This window comes from Bacteroides reticulotermitis JCM 10512, assembly GCF_000517545.1.
GTDB classification, from domain to species: domain Bacteria; phylum Bacteroidota; class Bacteroidia; order Bacteroidales; family Bacteroidaceae; genus Bacteroides; species Bacteroides reticulotermitis.
Genome location: NZ_BAIV01000031.1, coordinates 1 through 21,699 on the forward strand (window position 1 = coordinate 1; position 21,699 = coordinate 21,699).

Sequence of the window (21,699 nt, forward strand, 5' to 3'; positions counted from 1 at the left end):
CGTCCGTTCTTACGGCGCAGGTTTGCCATGGGCGAGTCTCCGTCGGAGGTCATGTATTCCACCCATTTGGCTAGCTCTTCAACCGTTCCACTGCCTACGTTGCCACTTATGTAGGGTTCGCAACCCAGCATTTCGCAAAGGTTCAGAAATTCGTGTGTACCGAAACTATTGTCTTCGATGGTTCCACCCCAGTTGTTGTTCACCATCTTCGGACGATTCGCTTTCGGACCGATTCCGTCCATCCAATGGTACTCGTCAGCAAAGCATCCTCCCGGCCAGCGAAGTACCGGCACAGATAAGTCTTTGAGTGCATTGAATACGTCTGTACGATATCCTTTGATATTAGGAATGTCCGAATTTTCACCGACCCACAGGCCGCCATAAATGCAGGAACCCAGGTGCTCGGCAAATTGCCCATAGATCTCTTTCGGGATAATTTCTTTACCTTGATCTGTGTGTACTGTCAGGGTAGCACTCTTTTGTGCGAAAAGAGAGATTGAAGCCGCCATGAAGGCAGTGCTAACTAATAGTTTTGCTTTCATAATTGGAAAATTGTTTAATGTAATTATATAGTTTGTTTGATTATTCTTTTCATCCGTTTCGAAAGTATCGATGAAGCTTTATTTGGTAAATACCATCGCTCCACCCATCGGTTGCATTTCGATAGTCAATGTTCCTTTCTTGTTCACACTGCCTTGTTTGAAGTCGGCTGTACGTGCTTCGTTGTCACCAATGATCGACAAGCTTTGACCGCTGAGCCAAGGCACTGAAAGATCTAACTTCAATACTTTATCCGTAGCATTGGTAGCCGCGATATACCATTGGTTGCCATACCTGCGGGCGATTACACTGTACTTTCCCGGATAACCGTCAATGAAACGGGTTTCGTCCCATGCCACAGGCACGTTCTTCATGAAGTCCAGGATGAAGTGCGGTTGCTCTTTCAGGTTGTTCGGAGTAAGGCCGAAGTGTTGTACACCACCCGACTGATAGAGTACGGAAGTTGCGATCTGGAAAGCATCGGTTGTTTTACGTTCGACACCCGATACGCCATCTTTGGAGAAGTGTTTATTGAAGAATACACCTCCGAAATCCATTGCCGATACAGCATTGCGTATGAACGGATACAATGTACTTTTCTGAGCTTCCCGGTCGGCATGGTATTGTGAGAATACGAGGTTTTCAGAGACCAGAGCTGCTTCACTGCTCATGTGGTTCGGGTACATACGTTCCCAACCTCTGGGTAGCGTACAGCCGTGAAACACAACACCGATTCCATACTCGTTGGCATCCGTCAGGATATCTTCGTATAACTTCATCGTTGTTTGTTTATCACCTCCGAAAAAGTCCACTTTGATTCCTTTTACACCTAACGTCTTCATCCAAGCCATCTCTTTCCGACGAGCAGGAGCCGTATCCATCCGGTGATGTGGTCCCTGCGGAGCATCGTTCCAACTGCCGTTAGAGTTATACCACAGATAGACATCGACCCCTCTGGATTGTGCGTAAGCTATCAGCGAAGGCATATTCTCATAGCCAATCTGTTTGTCCCAAAGCGCATCGATCAGGATGTATTCGTACCCCATATCGGCGGCAAGGTCAATGAATGTTTTTTGGTCTTGGTAGTTGCAACTTCTGTCTTGCCAGAGAATCCAACTCCATGTAGCTCGTCCCGGTTTATAGACTTGTGACGGCTCGTAGAGCGGACGTACGTTGTCGTAAGCAGAGGTCGTTTCTACAATCGGTTTCAGCGTTTCGCCTACGGTGATTGTTTTCCACGAGGTAAGTAGTGGAATGGCGGCAGTTACCGTAGCATCTCCCATACCTCCGTTTTCTTCTTTCTCCGGAAAAGAGATGGAATACAAACCGTCTTTCGTTCCTTCACTCAGCTTGGTTCCGGCATACTGACTGCTGACTCCGGTTTCGGAAAGCAGTACCAACCGTCATTCCCAATATGGAAGAGAGCAGGGAAGGTATATCCCAATTTATATTTCGATGGGGTACCAAGTGCTTCCTCTATCGTGTACTCTTCTTCATAACTGGGTTTGGTCCCCATCCATCCGTCTCCGGCAGGAGCCTGTGGAGTAATGAAGGTGGTGGCATGCGAGGGGAAGTCAAATCCGGTCAACTCTTTCTCTATCGTACAATGCGTGCGTTTAGGAGAGGTGATGCGGTACGCCTGAGCGATATCGTTCTTGCTTACCCGGAAGATGATCTGCAAAGTATCTCCGGTAGCATTGAGGTATTTGCATACTAATTCATTGGCTTGATAATGTATGCGGCTAACTTTGGCGTGAGGCATTGTATAGGTCTCATCAATGGGCTGTACCTGATGCGATACAGCGGTCAGCCCTTTCGAGAAGTCACCAATAGAGGTAACCAGTCCCAAAGGGGAGGATTCCAGCATGGCTTTCCCGTTATAGCTAACCGCATATACCGGACTTCCGTTTGCTAACTCTACTTGTACGCTTAATGCTCCGTCCGGCCCTTTCACCTCTTGTCCTGCCAGTGCAGTGGAGAGGGAGAGGAGGGCGACGGCTAATGTTGACTTTTTCATGGTAATTTTATGGTTTGTTTGTTGGCTCTATTTCTTTAATACGCTACTTATTTTAAGAGGCGTACTTCGTAAACGGCAGGTGTCCACTCGGTCGTTTCAGGGACAAAGCGAATGAGGCTATTGGCAGCTGATAGTTCCTGAGGTAGTCGATAGGTCAGTGTGACAAATCCGTCCTTATCAGTTTCGCTAACTGTTGGCGTGCCGATCAGCTTTTCTTTTCCCAGCAGGATACTCATTTGATTCCGATCTTCTTTTTGTACGGTAATCATAATCCGACTTGCTTTCTCTTTCACTTTCAGTTGATAGCTGAACCAACCTTTAGCACGGCGGAAGTGACGGTCTTTGTGTGTGCCTGTTTCTGCCTGTTCATACTGTATGCCGTGGTCGGATTCCGGTTGCTGTTCACCCGGGAAGATCAGGTCGACCGTTTGATTAGCCAGTTCGGTAGCTTTCTGCTCGGCAAGCTCTATTTCTTTCCGAATCACCCGGAACTGCTCTTCACTCGCCTGACGGAAGTAGATCGCATAGCGGGCATTATGTAGTCGGAAGAAAGGTATCAACTCCAACGGTTTCTGTGATTCCGGATAAGATGTCCCTTCGTAGTTGAATGTCAACAGGTCGTTGTTCTCTTTATGAAGCGCGTTGCATACCGTGTGCGGACTTCCGATCAGCATGGGCACTTCTTGAAGAGGTATTTGTTTACCGTTGGCGATGTGTCCGCCACGGCTGTCGTCGGCATATAATCCGTCCAAATGATCGGTTCCGGTTTTGGCTGCGAGCACAATCGGACCGTATGAGAAAGCGTAATAATCTTGCTTGTCGGGTATCTGCTCCAGACTTACTTTCGCCGGTAGGTTGAATGTGATAACATCACCTTTCTTCCATTTGCGGCGAACCGGGAAATAGTAACTGTTTTGTGGAGCGACAACGATCTTCCGTTTGCCATTCACTTCAATATAGTCGCCTTTTCCTTTGTCCAGCCATGCGGGACGTCGTATCATCAGGGTAAAAGCTTTCTTCGGTGCTTTGTCGATCCGCAAGGTTACTTGCCCGTTATCCGGGAAGCGTGTTTCTTGGGTCAGAACAACATCCTGTTCTTTCCAATTTAACTGGGAAGGGATGAAGAGGTTGACATAGAGCGTATCTTTCTGTTGGGCGTAAATAAACTCTCCATACTTGGTGTGATTCTCCAGTCCTGAACCGACACAGCACCACATCGAGGTTTCCGGTTGGGAATACACACGGTAATGCCCCGAACGCATCGGTGTGAAATAAACAAACCCTCCCTTATCCGGTTCTTGTGAACTCAGAATGTGATTGTAGAGTGCTCGTTCGTAATAATCGACAAAGCGTGGGTTGGGAGAGTCCTGATAAAGCATCTGTGTCAGGCGGAGCATGTTGTATGTATTGCAGGTTTCCGGTCCCTGTATATCATTCAGCATCGAGGTGAAGTTATCCGCCGGATGAAAGTGTTCGCGCACACTATTTCCTCCGATGCAAACCGACCGATGGTCGACTACGGTATTCCAGAAGAAACGTGCTGCATGATCCCATTCGGAAGCATGGTTCCAGTTGCGGTCGTTTTGCGACAGATCAGCTATTCGTTTGTAACCGATAACTTTGGGTATTTGCGTGTTGGCGTGCATACCGGTCAACCGGTCCTCATCTTTGATCAAAGGCTCGAGAATGGTCAGGTGTGAGAAACGCCGTGCCAATTCCAGATACTTATTATCTCCCGTCATAGCGGCAACATCGGCAAATGTTTCATTTAATCCGCCATGCTCGCTACGGAGCATATCTTGCATCTGCCGGTCACTGAGTCCGGAGGTTATGTCAATCATCCAATCGGTGAATGCAATGAGCATCTGACGTGCCAAATCGCTGCCGGTGTGCAGATAAGCATCTCGCAATCCGGCATACGTTTTATGTATATTATAGAGAGGAACCCATTTGCCGTTCAGGTCGAAGCCGCCTGCACGAATGTTTCCTGCTTTAATTTCTTTCCAAAGTTGGAGACTTCCCGGAGTTCCTCCTATGAATCCCGTGCCGACAGTTTGTTGAGCACGATGTAGTTCGTTCAACATATAGTTGAGTCTGTTGTATACGGCCGTGTCTCCGGTAGCAGCATACATGAGTGAAAGTGCGGATAGATAATGTCCACCGATATGTCCGTCCAATCCGGTGTTTTCCCAGTTGGTGTAACTCGGAGCTTTCGGGGTTAGGCCGGCTTCCCGCAGAAACGGAGCCAGTAAACGGTCGGGTTGAGTGAAAGGATGTAGTGAAGATCAGTCTGTTGTGCTTGCCGAAAAGGGCTATCCAGGAGTTTAACATCTTGCAGGGGGAAGTAGGTTACTTTTTGTTGGGTTTGTGCTTCTCCCAGACAAACGGATAGATATATGGCAAGTAAGAACGAGGCTATTTTCATAATAATTAGAGTGTTGATGGTTGAAAAGATAATCTCGCCTCCTTCAGGTTTAAGGAGGCGAGATAGGACGCTAGGTCCTTATAAATTTAGGAAAACAGTTCCTTTTCAGTGAATTGTCCCAGTTTGAGATAGTTGTCATATATCTCTTGGTAAGCAACTGCATTCTGCGGATTTGGCTGGTATTCGTCAGCAAAACCTGAGCTCATTGCAGCCTGAGCTTCTTCTACTTTGTTGTATACGCCGGCAGCAGTTGCGGCAAACATAGCGGCACCAAGTGCACAAGCCTGATCTGTGCGACATACTTTAATCGGCATGTTCAACACATCACTCAAGGTTTGCATAACAAATGGCGATTTCAGTGCGATACCACCGATACCGATCACGTTGTCAATGCGTACGCCTTCATTGCGGAAGCGGTCGACAATCGCTTTTGAACCGAATGCCGTAGCTTCTACCAGAGCACGGAAGATGCGTGGAGCTGTGCTGCTCAAAGTCAATCCGGTAATCGTACCTTTCAGTAATTGATTAGCATCCGGTGTGCGGCGTCCATTCATCCAGTCGGTTGCAATGATCGTGCTCTCGCTGATTGGAATCTTCTCGGCTTCAACAGTCAATGCGGGGATGATGCGGTCGGCAGCTTCCTCGATCAGTTGAGCTTTCAGATTGTCATCGATCAAAGTAGATTGTCCGATGATGTTGTGAAGCGGAAATTCGAGTACTCGCTTAAACCAGGCGTAGATATCACCGAAACCGGATTGTCCGGCTTCCAGTCCTACCATTCCCGGAATAACAGATCCGTCTACCTGTCCGCAGATTCCTTTGATCAGGTTATCACCGATCTCTTCATAGTCTGCTACCATTACGTCGCAAGTGGACGTTCCAATAACACGAACGAATGTGTGGGGAGTTACTCCGGCGCCAACAGCACCCATGTGGCAGTCGAAAGCACCTCCGGCAACCACAACATTCGTCGTTAATCCTAAGCGTTTAGCCCATTCTTCACTTAAGTGTCCTACAGGTTTATCAGCTGTTTCTGTTTTATCAAACAAACGTGCACGGAATCCTGCCAGTACCGGATCGATACTTGTGAGGAATTCTTCAGGGGGAGTCCTCCCCATTTCTCGTGCCACATCGCTTTGTGTCCACATGCACAACGGCTGCGAACTATATCATCACTTTTGTTTACTCCGGTTATCAGTGCCGGCAACCATTCACAGTATTCTACGATACTGTATGCTTTGGCGCGTACAGCCTCATCTTGTCTGAGTACATGAAGAGCTTTTGCCCAGAACCATTCCGAAGAATAGATTCCGCCTTCATAAGCCGAGTAGTCAACATCCGACTTCTGACATGCTTCGTTGATTTCAGCAGCTTCTTTGATAGCTGTATGGTCCTTCCAAAGCACAAACATAGCGTTTGGGTTTTCAGCGAATTCCGGTAATAGAGCCAGTGGCGTACCGTTAGCGTCAGTGAAAGCTGGTGTACTACCGGTTGTGTCGAATGCAATACCGACTACATTTTCGGCAGTTCCTGCCGGGCATTGCGCCAAGGCTTCTTTCACACTGATCTCCAATGCTTCAATATAGTCAAGCGGATGTTGGCGGTATTGGTTGATTGCGGGATTGCAATATAATCCTTTTTGCCAACGCGAGTAGTATTTAACGGCAGTGGCAAGCGTTTCGCCTGTTGCTGCATTTACTACGATGGCACGAGCGGAATCGCTTCCGTAGTCGAGTCCTATAACGTATTTCATGGTAATTCCGAATTATGGATTGTGAATAAGAGAAATTGTGAAGTCAGAATTATGAATTACGACCTTTAATAACCAGGACATACCCAATCGATCGTAATTCACAATTCGTCATTTATAATTAGCAAAGAGCTTTGTTTAGCATATAGTATACTTCATTCATGCGCAGTTCTTTCTTGAAATCGGTGATGGTTGTATTCTCGTCGATAACTACCATTTCGATTCCGGCCATTTCTGCGTAATCTTCCAAATACTCTACTGTCAGGTCATAAGAGAAGCTTGTGTGGTGAGTACCACCTGCCAAGATCCATGCAGCAGCACCTACTTCCAAGTTTGGACGTGGAATCCATAGGGCGGAAGCAACCGGAAGTTTCGGAAGCGGCTTGCTCTTAACGCAATCTACCTTGTTTACGATCAGACGGAAACGGTTGCCCAAGTCAACGATTGTTGCGGCAACTCCTTCACCTTGTTTGCTAGTGAATACCAAACGAGCTGTTTCGCTGTCGATACCAATGCTTAGGCGATGTACTTCAAGTTTCGGTTTGTGCTCAGCAATCAGCGGACAAACTTCTAGCATATGTGCTTGCAGGATGGCACTATTTGCACCGTCGAAGTTCAGTGTATAATCTTCAAGGAATGAACATCCGTGAGGCATACCTTGGCTCATGAACCACATGGTACGGTAAAGGGCAGCTGTTTTCCAGTCACCTTCAGCACCGAATCCATAACCTTCTGCCATCAAACGTTGAGAAGCAAGGCCCGGAATCTGATCGAAGTCACCCAGGTCGTTAAAGTTAGTCGTAAATGCTTTAGCACCGGTATCTTTCAGAATACGACGAAGAGCGATTTCAGCTTTAGCCGAATTCCACACTTTTGTGTAAGCCTCTGTTCCTTCTTTTTCTAATTCAGGAGCGTGGTCGTAATCTTTCCAGTAAACTTCAACAAGTGCTTTTACGTCCTTATCTTCGACTGCATTGTAGTATGCCATCAGGTCGTTTACCGGGCAGTAGTCTACGTGGTAGCCTAAAACTTGCTCAGCAGAAACCTTGTCACCGTCTGTTACGGCTACGTTGTTCATTTGGTCACCGAAACGGATGATCAGCATGTCTTGTGAATCAGCCCAAGAAGCGGCAACGCGCATCCAAGAAGCGATCTGAGTCTGTGCTTTCTCATCTTGCCAGTGTCCTACAACTACTTTACGGTTTTTACGCATACGGGTTACGATATGTCCGAACTCACGGTCACCGTGTGCCGACTGGTTCAGGTTCATAAAGTCCATATCCATTGTATCCCAAGGAATTTCTTTATTGAACTGTGTGTGGAAGTGAAGCAACGGCTTGCGAAGTTCCTGCAAACCATGAATCCACATCTTAGCAGGAGAGAATGTATGCATCCAAGTGATAACACCGATACATTTCTCATCCGTATTAGCTGCTTTAAAAGTAGCAGTTACTTCTTTGGAAGAGTTAACCGTACCTTTATATACTACTTTAACCGGAAGTTTACCCGATTGATTCAGACCTTTTACCATCTCATTTGAGTGTGCGTCTACTGCGATAACTGCGTCACCTCCGTACAGAAGCTGTGCTCCTGTTACGAACCATACTTCATATTGATCAAATGCGTTCATAATGTTGTTTTTAAGAATTGTCTATTAGTAATTGTTATTATTATTGTCCATAGTAAGCATTCGGGCCATGTTTACGGCTGAAATGCTTTTCTACCAGTAATGGGTTCATGGTAAGATTGGGATTGACTGCATAAGCGATGCTTGCCATTTTGGCCACTTGTTCCATAACAACGGCATTGTGTACAGCATCATTCGCGTCTTTTCCCCATGAGAAAGGACCGTGGTTTTTCACCAATACGCCCGGTGTGTGTACAGGGTTAAGTCCTTCAAAGCGTTTCACGATAACGGTTCCTGTTTCCAGCTCATAAGCACCTTTCACTTCCGCTTCGGTCATGTCAGCGGTGCAAGGAATGGCATCGTGAAAATAATCGGCATGTGTAGTACCGATGTTCGGAATGTCACATCCGGCTTGTGCCCAAGCGGTAGCATAGGTAGAATGGGTGTGTACCACGCCACCGATTTCCGGAAATGCTTTGTACAACACAATGTGGGTAGCAGTGTCTGAAGAAGGTTTCAGTTTCCCTTCCACCACTTTGCCGTCAAGGTCAACCACAACCATATCTTCCGCTCTCATATTGTCATAGCTTACTCCACTGGGTTTGATTACTACCAATCCCGTTTCACGGTCGATAGCTGATACGTTGCCCCATGTGAAGATAACCAATCCGTGTTTAACTAAATCCAGATTGGCCTGAAATACCTTTTCTTTTAATTCTTCCAGCATATTTGTTTTATTGAATTCCGGACAATGAATTCCGACTCATCATCCGGAATTGAATTTTAGAGTTTAAATCTCGGATCTTTGCGGTAGGCCTTATCATTGAACTTATATAAAGCTGCTCCGCGTTTCGACCCGGTCTTATCTATTTTATCAGTTTTCTCAATGTAGTCCATTTCTGCAACCCGTTTGCGGAAGTTCCGTTTATCCATGGCTTCCCCATAGATCGCTTCGTACAGACTTTGCAATTGAGACAGTGTAAACAGTTTAGGCAAGAGATTGAAACCGATCGGTTCCATGGATGCCTTCTGCTTCATAATCCTCCTTGCCATTTCAACCATTTGCGGGTGGTCGAAAATGAGTGGAGGGAGCTCGTTGATATTCACCCAATACGCATTGTGATGTTGTACCAGCTTCCGGTCATATTCATTGATGTTGATCAATGCATAGTACGCGATCGAAATTACGCGTTCACCCGGGTCACGGTCAATCTCTCCAAACGTTCCGACCTGTTCCATGTATACATCTTCCAGGCCGGTCAGTTCGTTTAATACTCGTTTGGCTGCGTCATCAACACTTTCATTCTTTTGAACAAATCCTCCATCAGGGACCATTCGCCCATTGCCGGCTCAAAGTTTCTCTTAAGCAATAAGAGGTTCAGTTCACCTTCGCTAAAACCGAAGATGATACAGTCGATACCGACGTAGAAGGTTGGATTTGAACTATAATAAGTGGTCATTTAGCATTCCCTGTTTTATGAATATTACCAGAAGTAAGTGTAGAACAGTGCACATAAGATTATTACGCCAGCACTGGCGATAACATCCCATTTGTTCCAACTCTGTCTGATGAGTGCTTTGTAGTCACCTGTGAAAGTGATAGCTTCGATCTGTTTTGCTGTCGGCTTCGGAGTGAAGAACGATACGGCAACCATCAAGACCATGATGAAGACGAGCAACCAAATTTCAAAGATAAGCCAGTTGGTTTGCCAGAACCAGCCCGTGCATTCCCAGTACCAGCCTGTCATCACATCTTTACCTGAATTGGTGAAGATGTTGGTGAGTAGGCGTATCATACCAAGAATAAATCCGACGATCATACCAGCTTCACCTGCTTTCGGTGTAATTCGTTTAGAGAATATACCAAGGGCGAATACAGCCACCATCGCAGGAGCAAGTAGCGACTGGATTCCTTGCAGATAGTCATAAAGGCTACCGAGGCTCTTCATAATAGGAATCCATACGATACCAAGTACTACTACTACAATCGTTGCTACGCGACCTACCATTACGTAAGTAGCTTCGCTCTTGTTTTTGAACATTGGTTTGTAGAAGTCTTCAGTAAACAAGGTAGCACAAGAGTTAAAGAATGCTGCTAAAGAAGCAACCAATGCCGATATAAAGCCAATTGTAACCAAACCTTTTACACCTGCGGGCAATACGAATTTAACCATTGATCCAAAGGCTGTGTCGGGGTCAGATAATGAGAATCCACTGTCGGGGCGTGCTGCCAATGCGGCGGCGATCATACCCGGGATCAAGAACATGAATACTGGCAACAGTTTGAAATAACCGGCAGCGATCGTACCTCTACGTGCACGTTTCATAACTTCCGCATTCGATTCACCTTTGCGTTGTCCAAGTACACGTTGAACGATATGCTGGTCGGTACACCAATACCAGAAACCAATGATTGATGCTCCGATAAATACCCAGAAACCAGGATAGTCATCGTACAACGGGTCACCTGTTTCAAAGTGGAACATATGATTGGTACCATATGCAACACCATCCTCGCCGACGTTCAGTGTTTTGGCGTAATCCATCATGCAGTCCAACCCTCGGTAATGCTTCCGCCACCAAGTGCCGACAGACCTAAGAAGAGTACAAGGAATGAACCAATGATCAGAATTGGAGTTTGAATGGCCGAAAGCGTCATAACCCCCTTCATACCACCCAGTACGGTAAAGATACCCGTTAGGACGATTAAGCCGATAGCTCCGTACCAGAAAGGTAAGCCTAAAAGACTCTCCATAAAGATACCACCAGTGAACGCTGTTACACTCACTTTCGTGAGTACGTATGCGATCAGTGTGATGATAGACAACCATGAACCTGTTCTAGGTGTATAGCGATGTTTTAGGAAATCGGGCATCGTAATGATTTTCCCTAACTTATTGTTCATCAGTTGGTAGAAAGGCACGAAGAGCATCCCAAGATAAGTATCATCCAACCTTGCATCTCCCAGTGCGCCATACCTACACCTGCTTTCGCACCTGTACCGGCAAGTCCAACAAGGTGTTCCGAACCAATGTTTGCAGCAAAAATCGCTGCTCCAATAATATACCATGGCTCGCCTTTACCGAAGAGGTAATCTTCACTACTGGCACCTTGTTGCGCACGCTTATCTTTTTGCACAGTACGCCATACGGCCCATGTTACGGCTATAATACCAACGACAATAATCAGCCAGTCGAGCCAAATAAATTCATGTGAATTCCAATTCATTTTATTACTCTTTTTTTAGATTTTAATTATTTCTTTTCTTGAACTGTTGCTTTACTTGTGGTGTTGAATTACTTCTCTACACCGAATTTAAAGATGCATTCACTGTGGTAGGTCTGTCCCGGTTCGAGCACTGCCGAAGGCCAATCTGCTTTATTGGGGCTGTCGGGGTAGTGTTGAGTCTCAAGGCATACGGAAGCGCGTTGGTTGTAAACGATGCCCTTTTTACCAGTTACTGTACCATCCAGGAAGTTACCGGTGTACACCTGTACACCCGGTTCGTTGGTGTATACTTCTAATGTAATGCCACTTTCCGGAGAAGTCAATTTAGCAGCTAATTGCTGAATGTCTCCCTTAGAGTTTAACACCCAGTTGTGGTCGTATCCATTACCGTTTTTCAATTGAACGAAGTCGTATTTGTCGATGTCTTGTCCAACTGCTTTCGGAGTGGTGAAATCCATCGGAGTGTCTTTAACCGGAACTATTTCGCCGGTTGTCATAAATGTACTATCTACCGGAGTGTAATAGTCTGCATTTACATATAATATATTATCAGTTGACGCTTTAGACGGATCACCAGCCAAGTTGAAATATGAGTGGTTAGTCATGTTGATAATCGTCTTTTTGTCTGTTGTAGCGCTATATTTGATGTCAATAGCGTTGTCGTCGGTCAGTTTATAAAGTACTTGAGCGGTTACTTTTCCGGGGAATTTCTCATCTCCGTCCGGTGAAACAAGCGTCAGCTCCAATGTAGTAGGATCAATTTGTTTCGCATCATACACTTGGTACTGCCATCCTTTCGGACCTCCGTGTAGGCAGTGCCCGAAGTTGTTTTGAGGTAGCTGAATCGTGTCGCCATCGAGTACGAAACGGCCTTGATTGATACGGTTGGCATAGCGTCCGATTGATGCTCCAAAATCACTCGGAACATTGATGTAATCGGTAATACTGTCGAAACCTAATACAACATCTTTCATGTTACCATTCTTGTCGGGCACCATTACGGAAACGATTCGTCCGCCGAAGTTGGTAATGCAAACTTCCATACCTGCCTTATTTTTCAGCGTATAAAGCGCTGTTTGGGCATTGTTCACTTCTGTTTGGAATTTTAACGGATCCAGGCCGGATAAGGTTAGCTCCGCAGCTGGCTTACTATTGCACGCAGAAAGGAGTAGTGCGGCAATTCCTGCAAATAGAAAATGTTTTTTCATGGTTTTATTATTAATGTAAATGAGATGTTTATCTTATTTTGGGTGTAAAAGTAACACTTTTGTTTGGTGTAACAAATACACTCTTATATGTTATGCAGCATAAAAAGATGAAAACTGCTTCCGGTATCAAAAAACCGGAAGCAGTTCCCACTCACTTACTATCCTTATTTATTGGACTTTCTTGCCCCAATACGTCTTTTGATTTCCTTGGGCCGCATAAACAATGCTATGTTTTCGAGGACTGGCTTCCCAATCTACTTCGCGTTGTAAGTGAAGTATCACCCCCGCACTGGTAGTGACCGTTTGTTTCTCTGCATCAAAGGTCCACGTTGCATTGTTCCATGAGCCTGAAGTGATTTTATGAGTTTCCAAGTCGAAGGTGAGCGTCTCGGATGTTTTTTGACTACTCGTACTTGAGTTCAGCGCCAGATGTTCCCAGTTGCCGGCAATTTCTTCTTCCCGAATTGGAGCTTTGGGTACAGCCCCGTAGCGTTCCGGCATAACGAGCGGCCAACCGTCTTCTGTCCAGCAGATACTACGGATGTGTCCCATCATGATCGCATTGGAGTATTCATTACCTCCGACATTTTCGGGGAAACGTCCTTGAGAAGAATAGAACCAATTTCCGTTACCATCGTCAAAGATCGCGCAGTGAGAGATCCCTACCCAGCCGTAACTGTTATTGAATTTGTAAGGAGCGGTTAGCACGGGATATAGTTGAGCACTTCCTATGGCTGTATTTCCATACATATCTACATAAGTACCATTAATGGAAGTCGAGCGGCATACACGGGTATTATATTCTACAGCCAACGTTCCATAGGCCAGGAAAAGGTAATAGTATCCATCATGATAAACTATTTCCGGTCCTTCCGTTGCTTGCCAGCGGCTGGAACCTCGTTGAGCGATGATCTTTCCATAACCGGAATTGTCGTCACCTGTGATATCCCAAGGTTTGCCCAATGCTTTTTTCGGCATACCATCTGCCGGATTCAGTTCGAGTGCAGCGATGCCACTATGCCATGAACCGTAAATCAACCAATGTTCTCCTTTCTCGGTAATAATATAGGATGGGTCGATTGCATTGATCTTGAAGTAGGCGTTCCAGTCGTTTGTACTCGAACGGGTATATTCTGTTTTCCCTTTATCACTGGCTGAGCAAACAACCAAACCTTTATCTTCCCATATATTACTTGCCGGATCGGAGGTTTCCATTAGGCCGATGAAAGCACGTTCACCCCAAGAACCATCAAACGCTGTGTTGTCCGGAGCACCTGTTTTGATATAGTTGGTGATCACGATTGAGTAGTACATGCGGTATTTGCCGGTAGATACTTTGCGAGCTACCGGAGCCCAGAAACCATAAGACGGATTCTCGATCGGAGCTAATCCCATCTCTGCCCGGTACGCGTTTAGTTTTTCTTTGATCCATGTTGGAGCCGTTTCGCTCATGGTAGCTCCGAGAAATTCCCAGTTTACCAGATCTTTGGAACGGCGTGCATGGAAGTGTCCGTTACCACTGTGCGCATTGCCGTATGAAGCATCCGTTTGATACATATAATAATATCCATCGTCGGCTTTCATCACAGTAGGGTCGTGTACATTGGCTAAGTTCCATTTGCCTCTGTTATCCCAAGATGCTATGCTGGTATAATCATCTGCATAGGATGGAGCCTTGTAGGCGGCTAATTGTTCTTCGAGCGAACCTTCGGCTGTTGAAAAACTAATTTCAGGCGAGTAAACGACATCTCCTTCATAAACACAGGCGAAAGCACGCACATAGTACGTCGTATTTACAGCCAATCCTGTCAGGGAAGATGTAATACTGCCTTCTTCAACATTGGCTTTGACCGTTGCATTATAAATAGTAGGGCCGGAGTGCGTGGCGTAACAAAATCCGGTACTCGTGTAGCGCACATCATTGCGTACTCGGATTGTAGAACTCAATGTTACTACGGACGAAGAAACTTCAACCGTAGTGGGTGCATTGATGGCAATCCCCGAAGTACCGTAATCCGGCTCGTCATCGGTACACGCTCCCCAAACGAGCGTGCAAGATAGTAAAAGGTATATGCTTTTTAAGTATTTCATATTCAAAACAATTTAGAGGGTTAATTACCAATTTCCCATCCCGGGTTCTGTCCGAGGTTCGGTGCGCGTTTCACCTCGTCATTCGGAATCGGGAAGTAATAATTCTTCGGACTATTGAATACGCGTAAATTATTCGTCTGCGCAGGTCCATAAGTCAGCGTTGGATTGTCTGCTGTACCGGTTACCGACACTCCGTAGAGGTTGTATACTTGTTGGTAACGTGGTTTGCTCTTTTCGCTGGTTGCTGTTACGCCTTCGAAAACCTTCCAACGACGCACGTCCAGGAAGCGGTGATCTTCAAAACAAAGTTCAATTCGACGTTCGTTGCGGATACGTTCCTGTAATACCGCATAAGTCATATCTTTGTATTTCGGCATACCGGCCCGATCACGTATTTCATTAATATACTGATAAGCGTTAGCCGGTCCTTCAGCTTCATTAATAGCTTCTGCCGCATTCAGCAGAATCTCTGTATAGCGGAAGATAGTCCACGCATGATTGAAAGTCGAAGGTTCTTTACTCGAAATGTTGTTGACAAACTTCTTTAGGAAATACCCCGTTAGCGTACCGGAGTGTGCGGTCTTATAATCGACACCAAAATCTGTTTCAGAGTTGAAGCGTACGTCGATCTTCCGCTGTTCATCTTTATCCGCACGTCCCCATACAGATCCTTGATGGAAGATAATCTGTTCCAAACGTGGGTCACGATTCGTATAAGGATGACTCGGGTCGTATGTCGCATCATTTTCAATTGTCTTGCCGCTACTTGTTTCAAAGCAGTCTACAAAGTTCTGTGTCGGGTTGGTACGTCCGTTGGCTGTAAACGAGCCGGTGAATCCCGGTGGGAGGAATACCATCTCAATCTGGTTGGTGTTCCATACTGAGCGACAGAGAATAAACTCGTCGTTATATACCGGATTCGTCGTAAAGCACTCGTAATAGTCATTGTTAGGCTTTCCGGTATCGTATAGTTTGTATGGATCGCTTTGCAATAGGTTCTTGGCGATAAAGTCTTTGGCTGCCGTAGCGGCATTTTGCCAATAACTTTTCTCGTTAGAAGGATTGTTGAGCAGAGAAGCCCGATAAAGCAAGGCTCTTGATTTCAACGCATAAGCAGCTGCTCCGTTAACCCGTCCCCAGTTGGAGGTTTCGTTAGCGTAGCGGAAAGGGAGCACATCTTTGACCAGATCGCATTGAGCGGCTACCCATTCCAACGCTTCCGCAGCAGATGTACGGTGCATATTCATGGCTGAAGGATCGGCGAGGTCGAATACAATAGGTGTGCCCGATTCATCTTCAGCGATAATAGCGCATTGCCAAACCAAGAGATCAGATCGAAATGAAAGAGTGCACGTAAGAAGGTGGCTTCTGCGCGATAACGTTCGTATAGGCGATTATCGTCACCTTCTTTTTCATTATTTCCCACAACAGACGCTTGTACATTTTTCAGGAAAACGTTGCATTTACGAATGCCGTAAACATCAACATTCCAGAATCCGAGTAGCGGATGGTCGGCAGCCGTATAGATGTCCGAACCAATTTTGTCGTAATAGTGCAGACTCCACCAAGAGGTTGCATTATCCGTCATGCAGTCGCGTGATGCTCCCGTAAACTGAGGATCATTGAGCGGAGCAAACCCATCGGGTAAGTTCGTGTAAATATTAGCCAGAAACTGGCGGGTCAGGTTGGGATTACCGAACGTTTTCTTTTCCGACAATGACGCGTCGTATTCCTTATCAAGGTAGTCATTGCACGAACTCCCGATTAGCAGGAACAACGCTGTGGCGATATATATATATACTTTTTTCATACTATCGTTATATTATAGGGGTTAGAAACCAATGTTTACACCAAATGAGAACGATTTGGTTTTAGGATAGTTCCATACATAACTTTGTGGATTCTCCGCATCAAAACCTTTCGGCATATGGCTCCAACTGCATAAGTTGTAACCGCTGAAATAGAAACGGCATTGCGTCAGGCTGATTTTGGAAATCAAGGTTTTGGGAAGCGAATAACCAAACTCTACGTTACGCAAAGAAAGAAAGTCGCCATTCACAAGCCAGATCGAGTTCTCGTTGTACGGATAACTACTGTCGATACTGTTGAACGTGTTCGAGATGCGAGGATACTTAGCATTGATGTTGCGTGAATCCGTCGGATCGTCCGTATAGTATCCCCATGCTTTAGTCACCTCATGTGTACCCATTTTACCCCAGGCGGAGTAAGCCATGTTTTCACGTGTAGCTACTGTGCGGTTGAGATAGGCAGTCAATACCACGCGAGCATCGAAACCATGCCATTCAAATCCCAGACGTAGCGAAGGAAGTAACTCTGGAATATTCGTATATCCATTAGGCTTTTTATCATTCGTGTCAATCTGACGGTCACCGTTTAAGTCCTTAAATACAGCAGTACCTAGGGTTTGTTTGCCGTTGCTGGATACATGGTACGGGTATTTCTCCGGATGATCGATCGCATCTTGTTGAGAAGTCGCAACCAAGTTCGGATCACTTGCCCATTGGTCGAAGATTAACATATTGAATCCACCTACCGTTCTGCCACCGAGATAATCTTGCCCGTAGTCGAAGATACGGCTTCCGGTTTTTCTTTGGTACTCATAGTCAGGAGTCAGTTCATCCATTTCCGTAATCTTGTTGGTGTTCCAACTCAACATTCCTTCTACATAATAATTGAACTTGCCGATGTTGTTGCGGTGTCCCAATGTTATCTCCATACCCTTGCTTTCCGCTTTTCCGTAGGAGTCCTGGGGAGCATTCAAACCAAAGAGGGTAGGGACGGTCGAGCGGTTTACCAGGATGTTCGAGCGCCACTCTTTGAATACATCTATTGCACCATATATCTTCTTATTCCACAGGTCGAAGTCGACACCCAGATTCAGCATATCGGATAGTTCCCATTTATTGTTGCGGTTACCAGCTGTTGCTTCGTAAGCCCCTTCCGTATACGATTGTGATGTACCGAAGTTATAGCCTGACCCTTCTTGGAATGTACCTTGGTAAGGATAGCGACCGGCACCGGTTGCAGCCTGTCCCGCACGTCCGTACGAAGCACGTAGTTTCAGCAAATCAACAAAAGAGTTCTTGAGCCAGCTTTCTTCGGAAGCTACCCAGCCGATGGAAGCTCCGGGAAACGTAGCGAAACGTTCACCGTCGGCATAGTTATCCGATCCCATGCGGGAGATATTACCGGAGAAGATATATCGATTATCGTACGCATACGTTGCTTGTGCATTGTATGACAAATACCGGTGAGAGGATTCTTGTCCGCGCACTACATTTTGATATGAACGTACAAAAGCCCGTGCGTTTATCAAATGTTTGCCAAACGTATAATCGTAGCTCAAACCGCCATTCATATTCAGGTTGTAATAATATTCACGTGGCGTAGTAGTCGGGTTGGAGAGTGCGGCATACGTACGCATACGTGTATATTTGTATTCCGATACATCCGAAACCGCCTCGTTCATATTATAATAATAACCATTGATGTCCGCTGTCTGACGAGCTTGGAACGTTTCGTAGGAGTCAAAGCTGAAAGTAACGTTTGCTTTTAACCCCGGAACGAGAGAACCCAGATCACCGGTAGCCGTCACAGTTGAGTAGAGGTTACGGCGGCGATTCTTCTCCATACCGGAACCGACCAATAACGCCGCACCGTTCTTTGAGTCGTTATCACTCGGGAAGAAGAACTCACCGTTGGGACAGAATATCGGATTCATCGGACTGTTCTCCACATAACCCATCGTAGTCAGTGTCCAGGTTGTGGCAGCCGGCTGCGAAATATTATCAATACGTCCGCCCAAATCAAGTGATACGTTCAGGAATTTATTAACATCAATATCGATGTTGGAACGCAGGTTGTAGCGATTAAGTGCATGTTGTGTGCTGTAACCGTCATTCTGACCAGTCCATTCGCTATTCCACATACCCTCTTGACGTAGGTAAGAGAAAGAAACGTAGTAGCGAGCACGTGCGTTTCCACCACTGATTGACAAGTTCGTCTTATATTGAGGAGCAGCATCGCGATACATTACGTCATTCCAGTTCGTATTGAAGTATTTATATTTGTCCATACCATCCAGTTGCTCGCCATTGCTTACCCGACGGTATTTCTCAATATCCTCATCCGAATATACCGCTTTCCGCCATCCAGGTAAGCAACCTGATTACGCGTCAGTGCCATGTTGTATGAGTTCTGATTTTCAGGAACACCCGATAAGGTCTGGAAGCCGAACTCCTGCGTGAAATTGATCTTCGTCTTGCCCGTTTCGCCTCGTTTAGTCGTTACGATGATTGCGCCATTGGCTCCGCGCATACCATAAATGGCACATGCGGCTGCGTCTTTCAATATCGTAACGTTTTCGATGGGGTAAGCGTCGAGGAACGATAAGTCACGTTCCACGTTATCGACAATTACCAGCGGGGCACGTGCCTGTGCATTCATGGTACGTATACCACGTATGAACATGGCTGTTTCACTCCATCCCGGTTCAGAACGTTGCTCGTAAGTTTCTACGCCTGTAACGGTAGAAGTAAACGCATTCTGCAAGACCGTCACCGGATGTTTCACTAGCTCCTGACCAGTTACGACCGAAGTAGCTTCCGTTATCAGCTTGATCGGTTTGCGTCCGAAAGCTACCGGAGTGGTGTGGGCATAAAGATCTTTATCTTCCTCCATCACCACTTTGAAATCGTGGGTGAACTCGGCAATAGCTGTAGCCGACAGATATCCTACACTGCTGATGCAGAGCTCGTCGGCATTCTTTACGTTCTTCAGAGAAAAGTAACCCTCCTTATCAGAGAGCGCAATGCGGCTTGCTTCCGCCACATTGATGACAGCTCCTACAATCGGGTTTCCATCGGTATCTACAATGCGTCCTTTCAGGACTTTCGCTTCTTGTGCCCCGGCACTACCGGCAACCAGCAGGAAGAAAGCGGTAAGCAGGAGTTTACTGAATCCCGCCCGTATATTTTTAAGTTTTGTTGTATACATATCTATTGAGCTTTATTAGTTCCACCCCGGATTATTATCTATGCTTGTTTTCCATACTTCGCCTTCGGGAATAGGATAGAGATACATCTTCTCCGTGAATACCCGTTTTTGGGAAATCTTACGTGTATATACCAAACTGCCGTTTGACTGCGTGATATTCATGCCGTAGATGGAGCGAGACAAAGCTTCCTCGGCTACATTCCAGCGGCGTACATCCCAAGCACGGTGATCTTCAAAGGCCAGTTCGACGGTACGTTCCTTGCGAATGAAGTTACGGCGTTCCTCTTTGGTTTGCAGATCGGTTCGGTTGATTAGTTTCGCTGTCATACCTGCCCGGTCGCGTATCGGTTGCAAGATGTTGAGAACCTCTTCGCGTGTACCTTCTCCCGACTCGTTCAGCGCCTCCGCATAGTTGAGTAAGATTTCGGCATAACGGATGATGATCCAATTGCGGTAGTTTGTTCCCGTATGGTTGTCGTCCAATATATTTTCAGGAATATACTTGCGTACATAGTAACCCGTCGGAGTGGCATTCGCATTACCTACCGGATTGTCGCGCTGTCCTGATAAAACATTGATCGTTCCATTGCCCCATTTCGATCCATTGTAAAGCACCGTTGCTTTCAAGCGTGGATCACGTCCGGCATATGGATCGGTATCTTTGTAACCACTTGCCGCATTGATGGTCGGTGCGTTAGCTATGCTGTATAACGGAGCTCCCGTATCATCATACCCCGTAAACGGAGAAGTGCCGTTAGCCATATCGTACATATCCACTAAGTTTTGTGAGGGACAAAGTCCGCCATTCCCACCTTCTCCCACCGGAGTGTCGTTATAGATAGCCCCAAAGCCGACTTTAACATCATTACGCCAGAAGATAACTTCATTGTTCTTGCCATCGTGCGCATTTTTCAGGATCGCATTTACGTAGCGAGTCGACGCATCTGTGTCGGTCGTATACAGTCCGTAAAGTGATCCGTAGGTATCAATAAAGCCCTTAGCGGCAGTTGCTGCCTGACTCCATGTGATGCCGGAAGCCTGATTGAAACGATCACTTGCCATGTAAAGCATGATGCGAGCATAAAGTGCCCGTGCCATGGGCTGGTTGATGCGTCCTTGATTACCTGCATTGGTAGAAGTCTCCTTGTCCATCAGGCCGGCTTCGCACTGCTTTAATTCTTCGAGTACGAAATCGACTACAAACTCTTTGAGCGTAGGACGTGTTGTGTAGTTGCTCAGCAGATCACCATCCGGATCGAGTACCTCTTTAACGATGGGTACCGGACCGTAGCGCAAGAACATTTCCCAATAGAAGTAAGCTCTCAGGAAATGAGCTTCCGCTTTGTAGTTCTTCTTATCCGTTTCGTACTTCTCCTGACTGTCATCCGTAGCTTTCGGTACATTGTCAATCCGTTCGATTATCATGTTGCATTTGCGGATGCCGCGATAATAATGCTCCCAGGTGTCTACCAGTTCGGCGGCGGCACTGCTTGCATAATAGTTACCGATGTTGAAGCTCGTGCGTACTCCGCCCGAAGCATAACTTGTTTCTGCCAGATCGGTAGCAGCATCCATCCAAGAGTTGTTGATGCGGCAAGCACCGTGGCGCAGGAAATTGTACGTGTCGAAGTGGAACTGCATGGTTGTTTTCCATTCGCTGAACACTTGTTCTTCGGTCAGTTCGTTACTAGGCTGCTTGTCGAGGAAACCGCCGAACATATCCTCGCAAGAGGTTAGCGACGTTCCTGCCATAGCCAGTAAGAAAGCTGCGTATAGTATTGTCTTCTTCATATCTCT

Annotated in this window: 8 protein-coding genes and 6 pseudogenes; all 14 read right to left on the reverse strand. The window is 46.2% G+C overall.

Translation table 11 applies throughout. The features are described from left to right. On the reverse strand, positions 1 to 542 hold a 542-nt coding region (locus JCM10512_RS16735), incomplete at its 3' end, for an alpha-L-arabinofuranosidase family protein (protein ID WP_044164866.1). A 78-nt stretch (positions 543 to 620) separates the two neighbouring features. Continuing rightward, positions 621 to 2,557 (reverse strand): annotated as a pseudogene (locus tag JCM10512_RS24950) (glycoside hydrolase family 97 protein). Between the two features lie 47 nt (positions 2,558 to 2,604). Continuing rightward, positions 2,605 to 4,982, reverse strand: a pseudogene (locus JCM10512_RS16745) (beta-L-arabinofuranosidase). Positions 4,983 to 5,068: 86 nt separating this feature from the next. After that, positions 5,069 to 6,735, reverse strand: a pseudogene (locus JCM10512_RS16750) (ribulokinase). 118 nt (positions 6,736 to 6,853) lie between these two features. Continuing rightward, positions 6,854 to 8,362 carry an L-arabinose isomerase gene (gene araA, locus JCM10512_RS16755; RefSeq protein WP_044164826.1) on the reverse strand — a complete coding sequence of 503 codons (1,509 nt, stop codon included), beginning with the start codon at positions 8,360 to 8,362 and terminating at the stop codon, positions 6,854 to 6,856. Positions 8,363 to 8,402: 40 nt separating this feature from the next. Further along, on the reverse strand, positions 8,403 to 9,086 hold the full coding sequence (locus JCM10512_RS16760; protein ID WP_044164827.1) for an L-ribulose-5-phosphate 4-epimerase: 684 nt from the start codon (positions 9,084 to 9,086) through the stop codon (positions 8,403 to 8,405). 56 nt (positions 9,087 to 9,142) lie between these two features. After that, positions 9,143 to 9,819 (reverse strand): annotated as a pseudogene (locus JCM10512_RS16765) (NUDIX hydrolase). Positions 9,820 to 9,843: 24 nt separating this feature from the next. Beyond that, positions 9,844 to 11,587 (reverse strand): annotated as a pseudogene (locus JCM10512_RS16770) (sodium:solute symporter). Between the two features lie 68 nt (positions 11,588 to 11,655). Beyond that, positions 11,656 to 12,795 carry an aldose epimerase family protein gene (locus tag JCM10512_RS16775; protein ID WP_044164828.1) on the reverse strand — a complete coding sequence of 380 codons (1,140 nt, stop codon included), beginning with the start codon at positions 12,793 to 12,795 and terminating at the stop codon, positions 11,656 to 11,658. Positions 12,796 to 12,963: 168 nt separating this feature from the next. Further along, positions 12,964 to 14,886, reverse strand: a complete 1,923-nt coding sequence (locus tag JCM10512_RS16780; RefSeq protein WP_044164829.1) for an arabinan endo-1,5-alpha-L-arabinosidase — start codon at positions 14,884 to 14,886, stop codon at positions 12,964 to 12,966. Positions 14,887 to 14,906: 20 nt separating this feature from the next. Continuing rightward, entirely contained in the window at positions 14,907 to 16,211 is a 1,305-nt protein-coding gene (locus JCM10512_RS16785; protein WP_244437268.1) for a RagB/SusD family nutrient uptake outer membrane protein, read from the reverse strand. Next, positions 16,130 to 16,696: a RagB/SusD family nutrient uptake outer membrane protein gene (locus tag JCM10512_RS24250; RefSeq protein WP_244437269.1), complete on the reverse strand. Its 567-nt coding sequence runs from the start codon at positions 16,694 to 16,696 to the stop codon at positions 16,130 to 16,132. The genes JCM10512_RS16785 and JCM10512_RS24250 overlap by 82 nt, the downstream gene beginning before the upstream one ends. Positions 16,697 to 16,717: 21 nt before the next feature. Then, positions 16,718 to 19,902, reverse strand: a pseudogene (locus JCM10512_RS16790) (SusC/RagA family TonB-linked outer membrane protein). A 15-nt stretch (positions 19,903 to 19,917) separates the two neighbouring features. After that, a complete protein-coding gene (locus JCM10512_RS16795) occupies positions 19,918 to 21,693 on the reverse strand; it encodes a RagB/SusD family nutrient uptake outer membrane protein (protein ID WP_044164830.1) in 1,776 nt (591 codons plus the stop codon). Between the last annotated feature and the right edge of the window lie 6 nt (positions 21,694 to 21,699).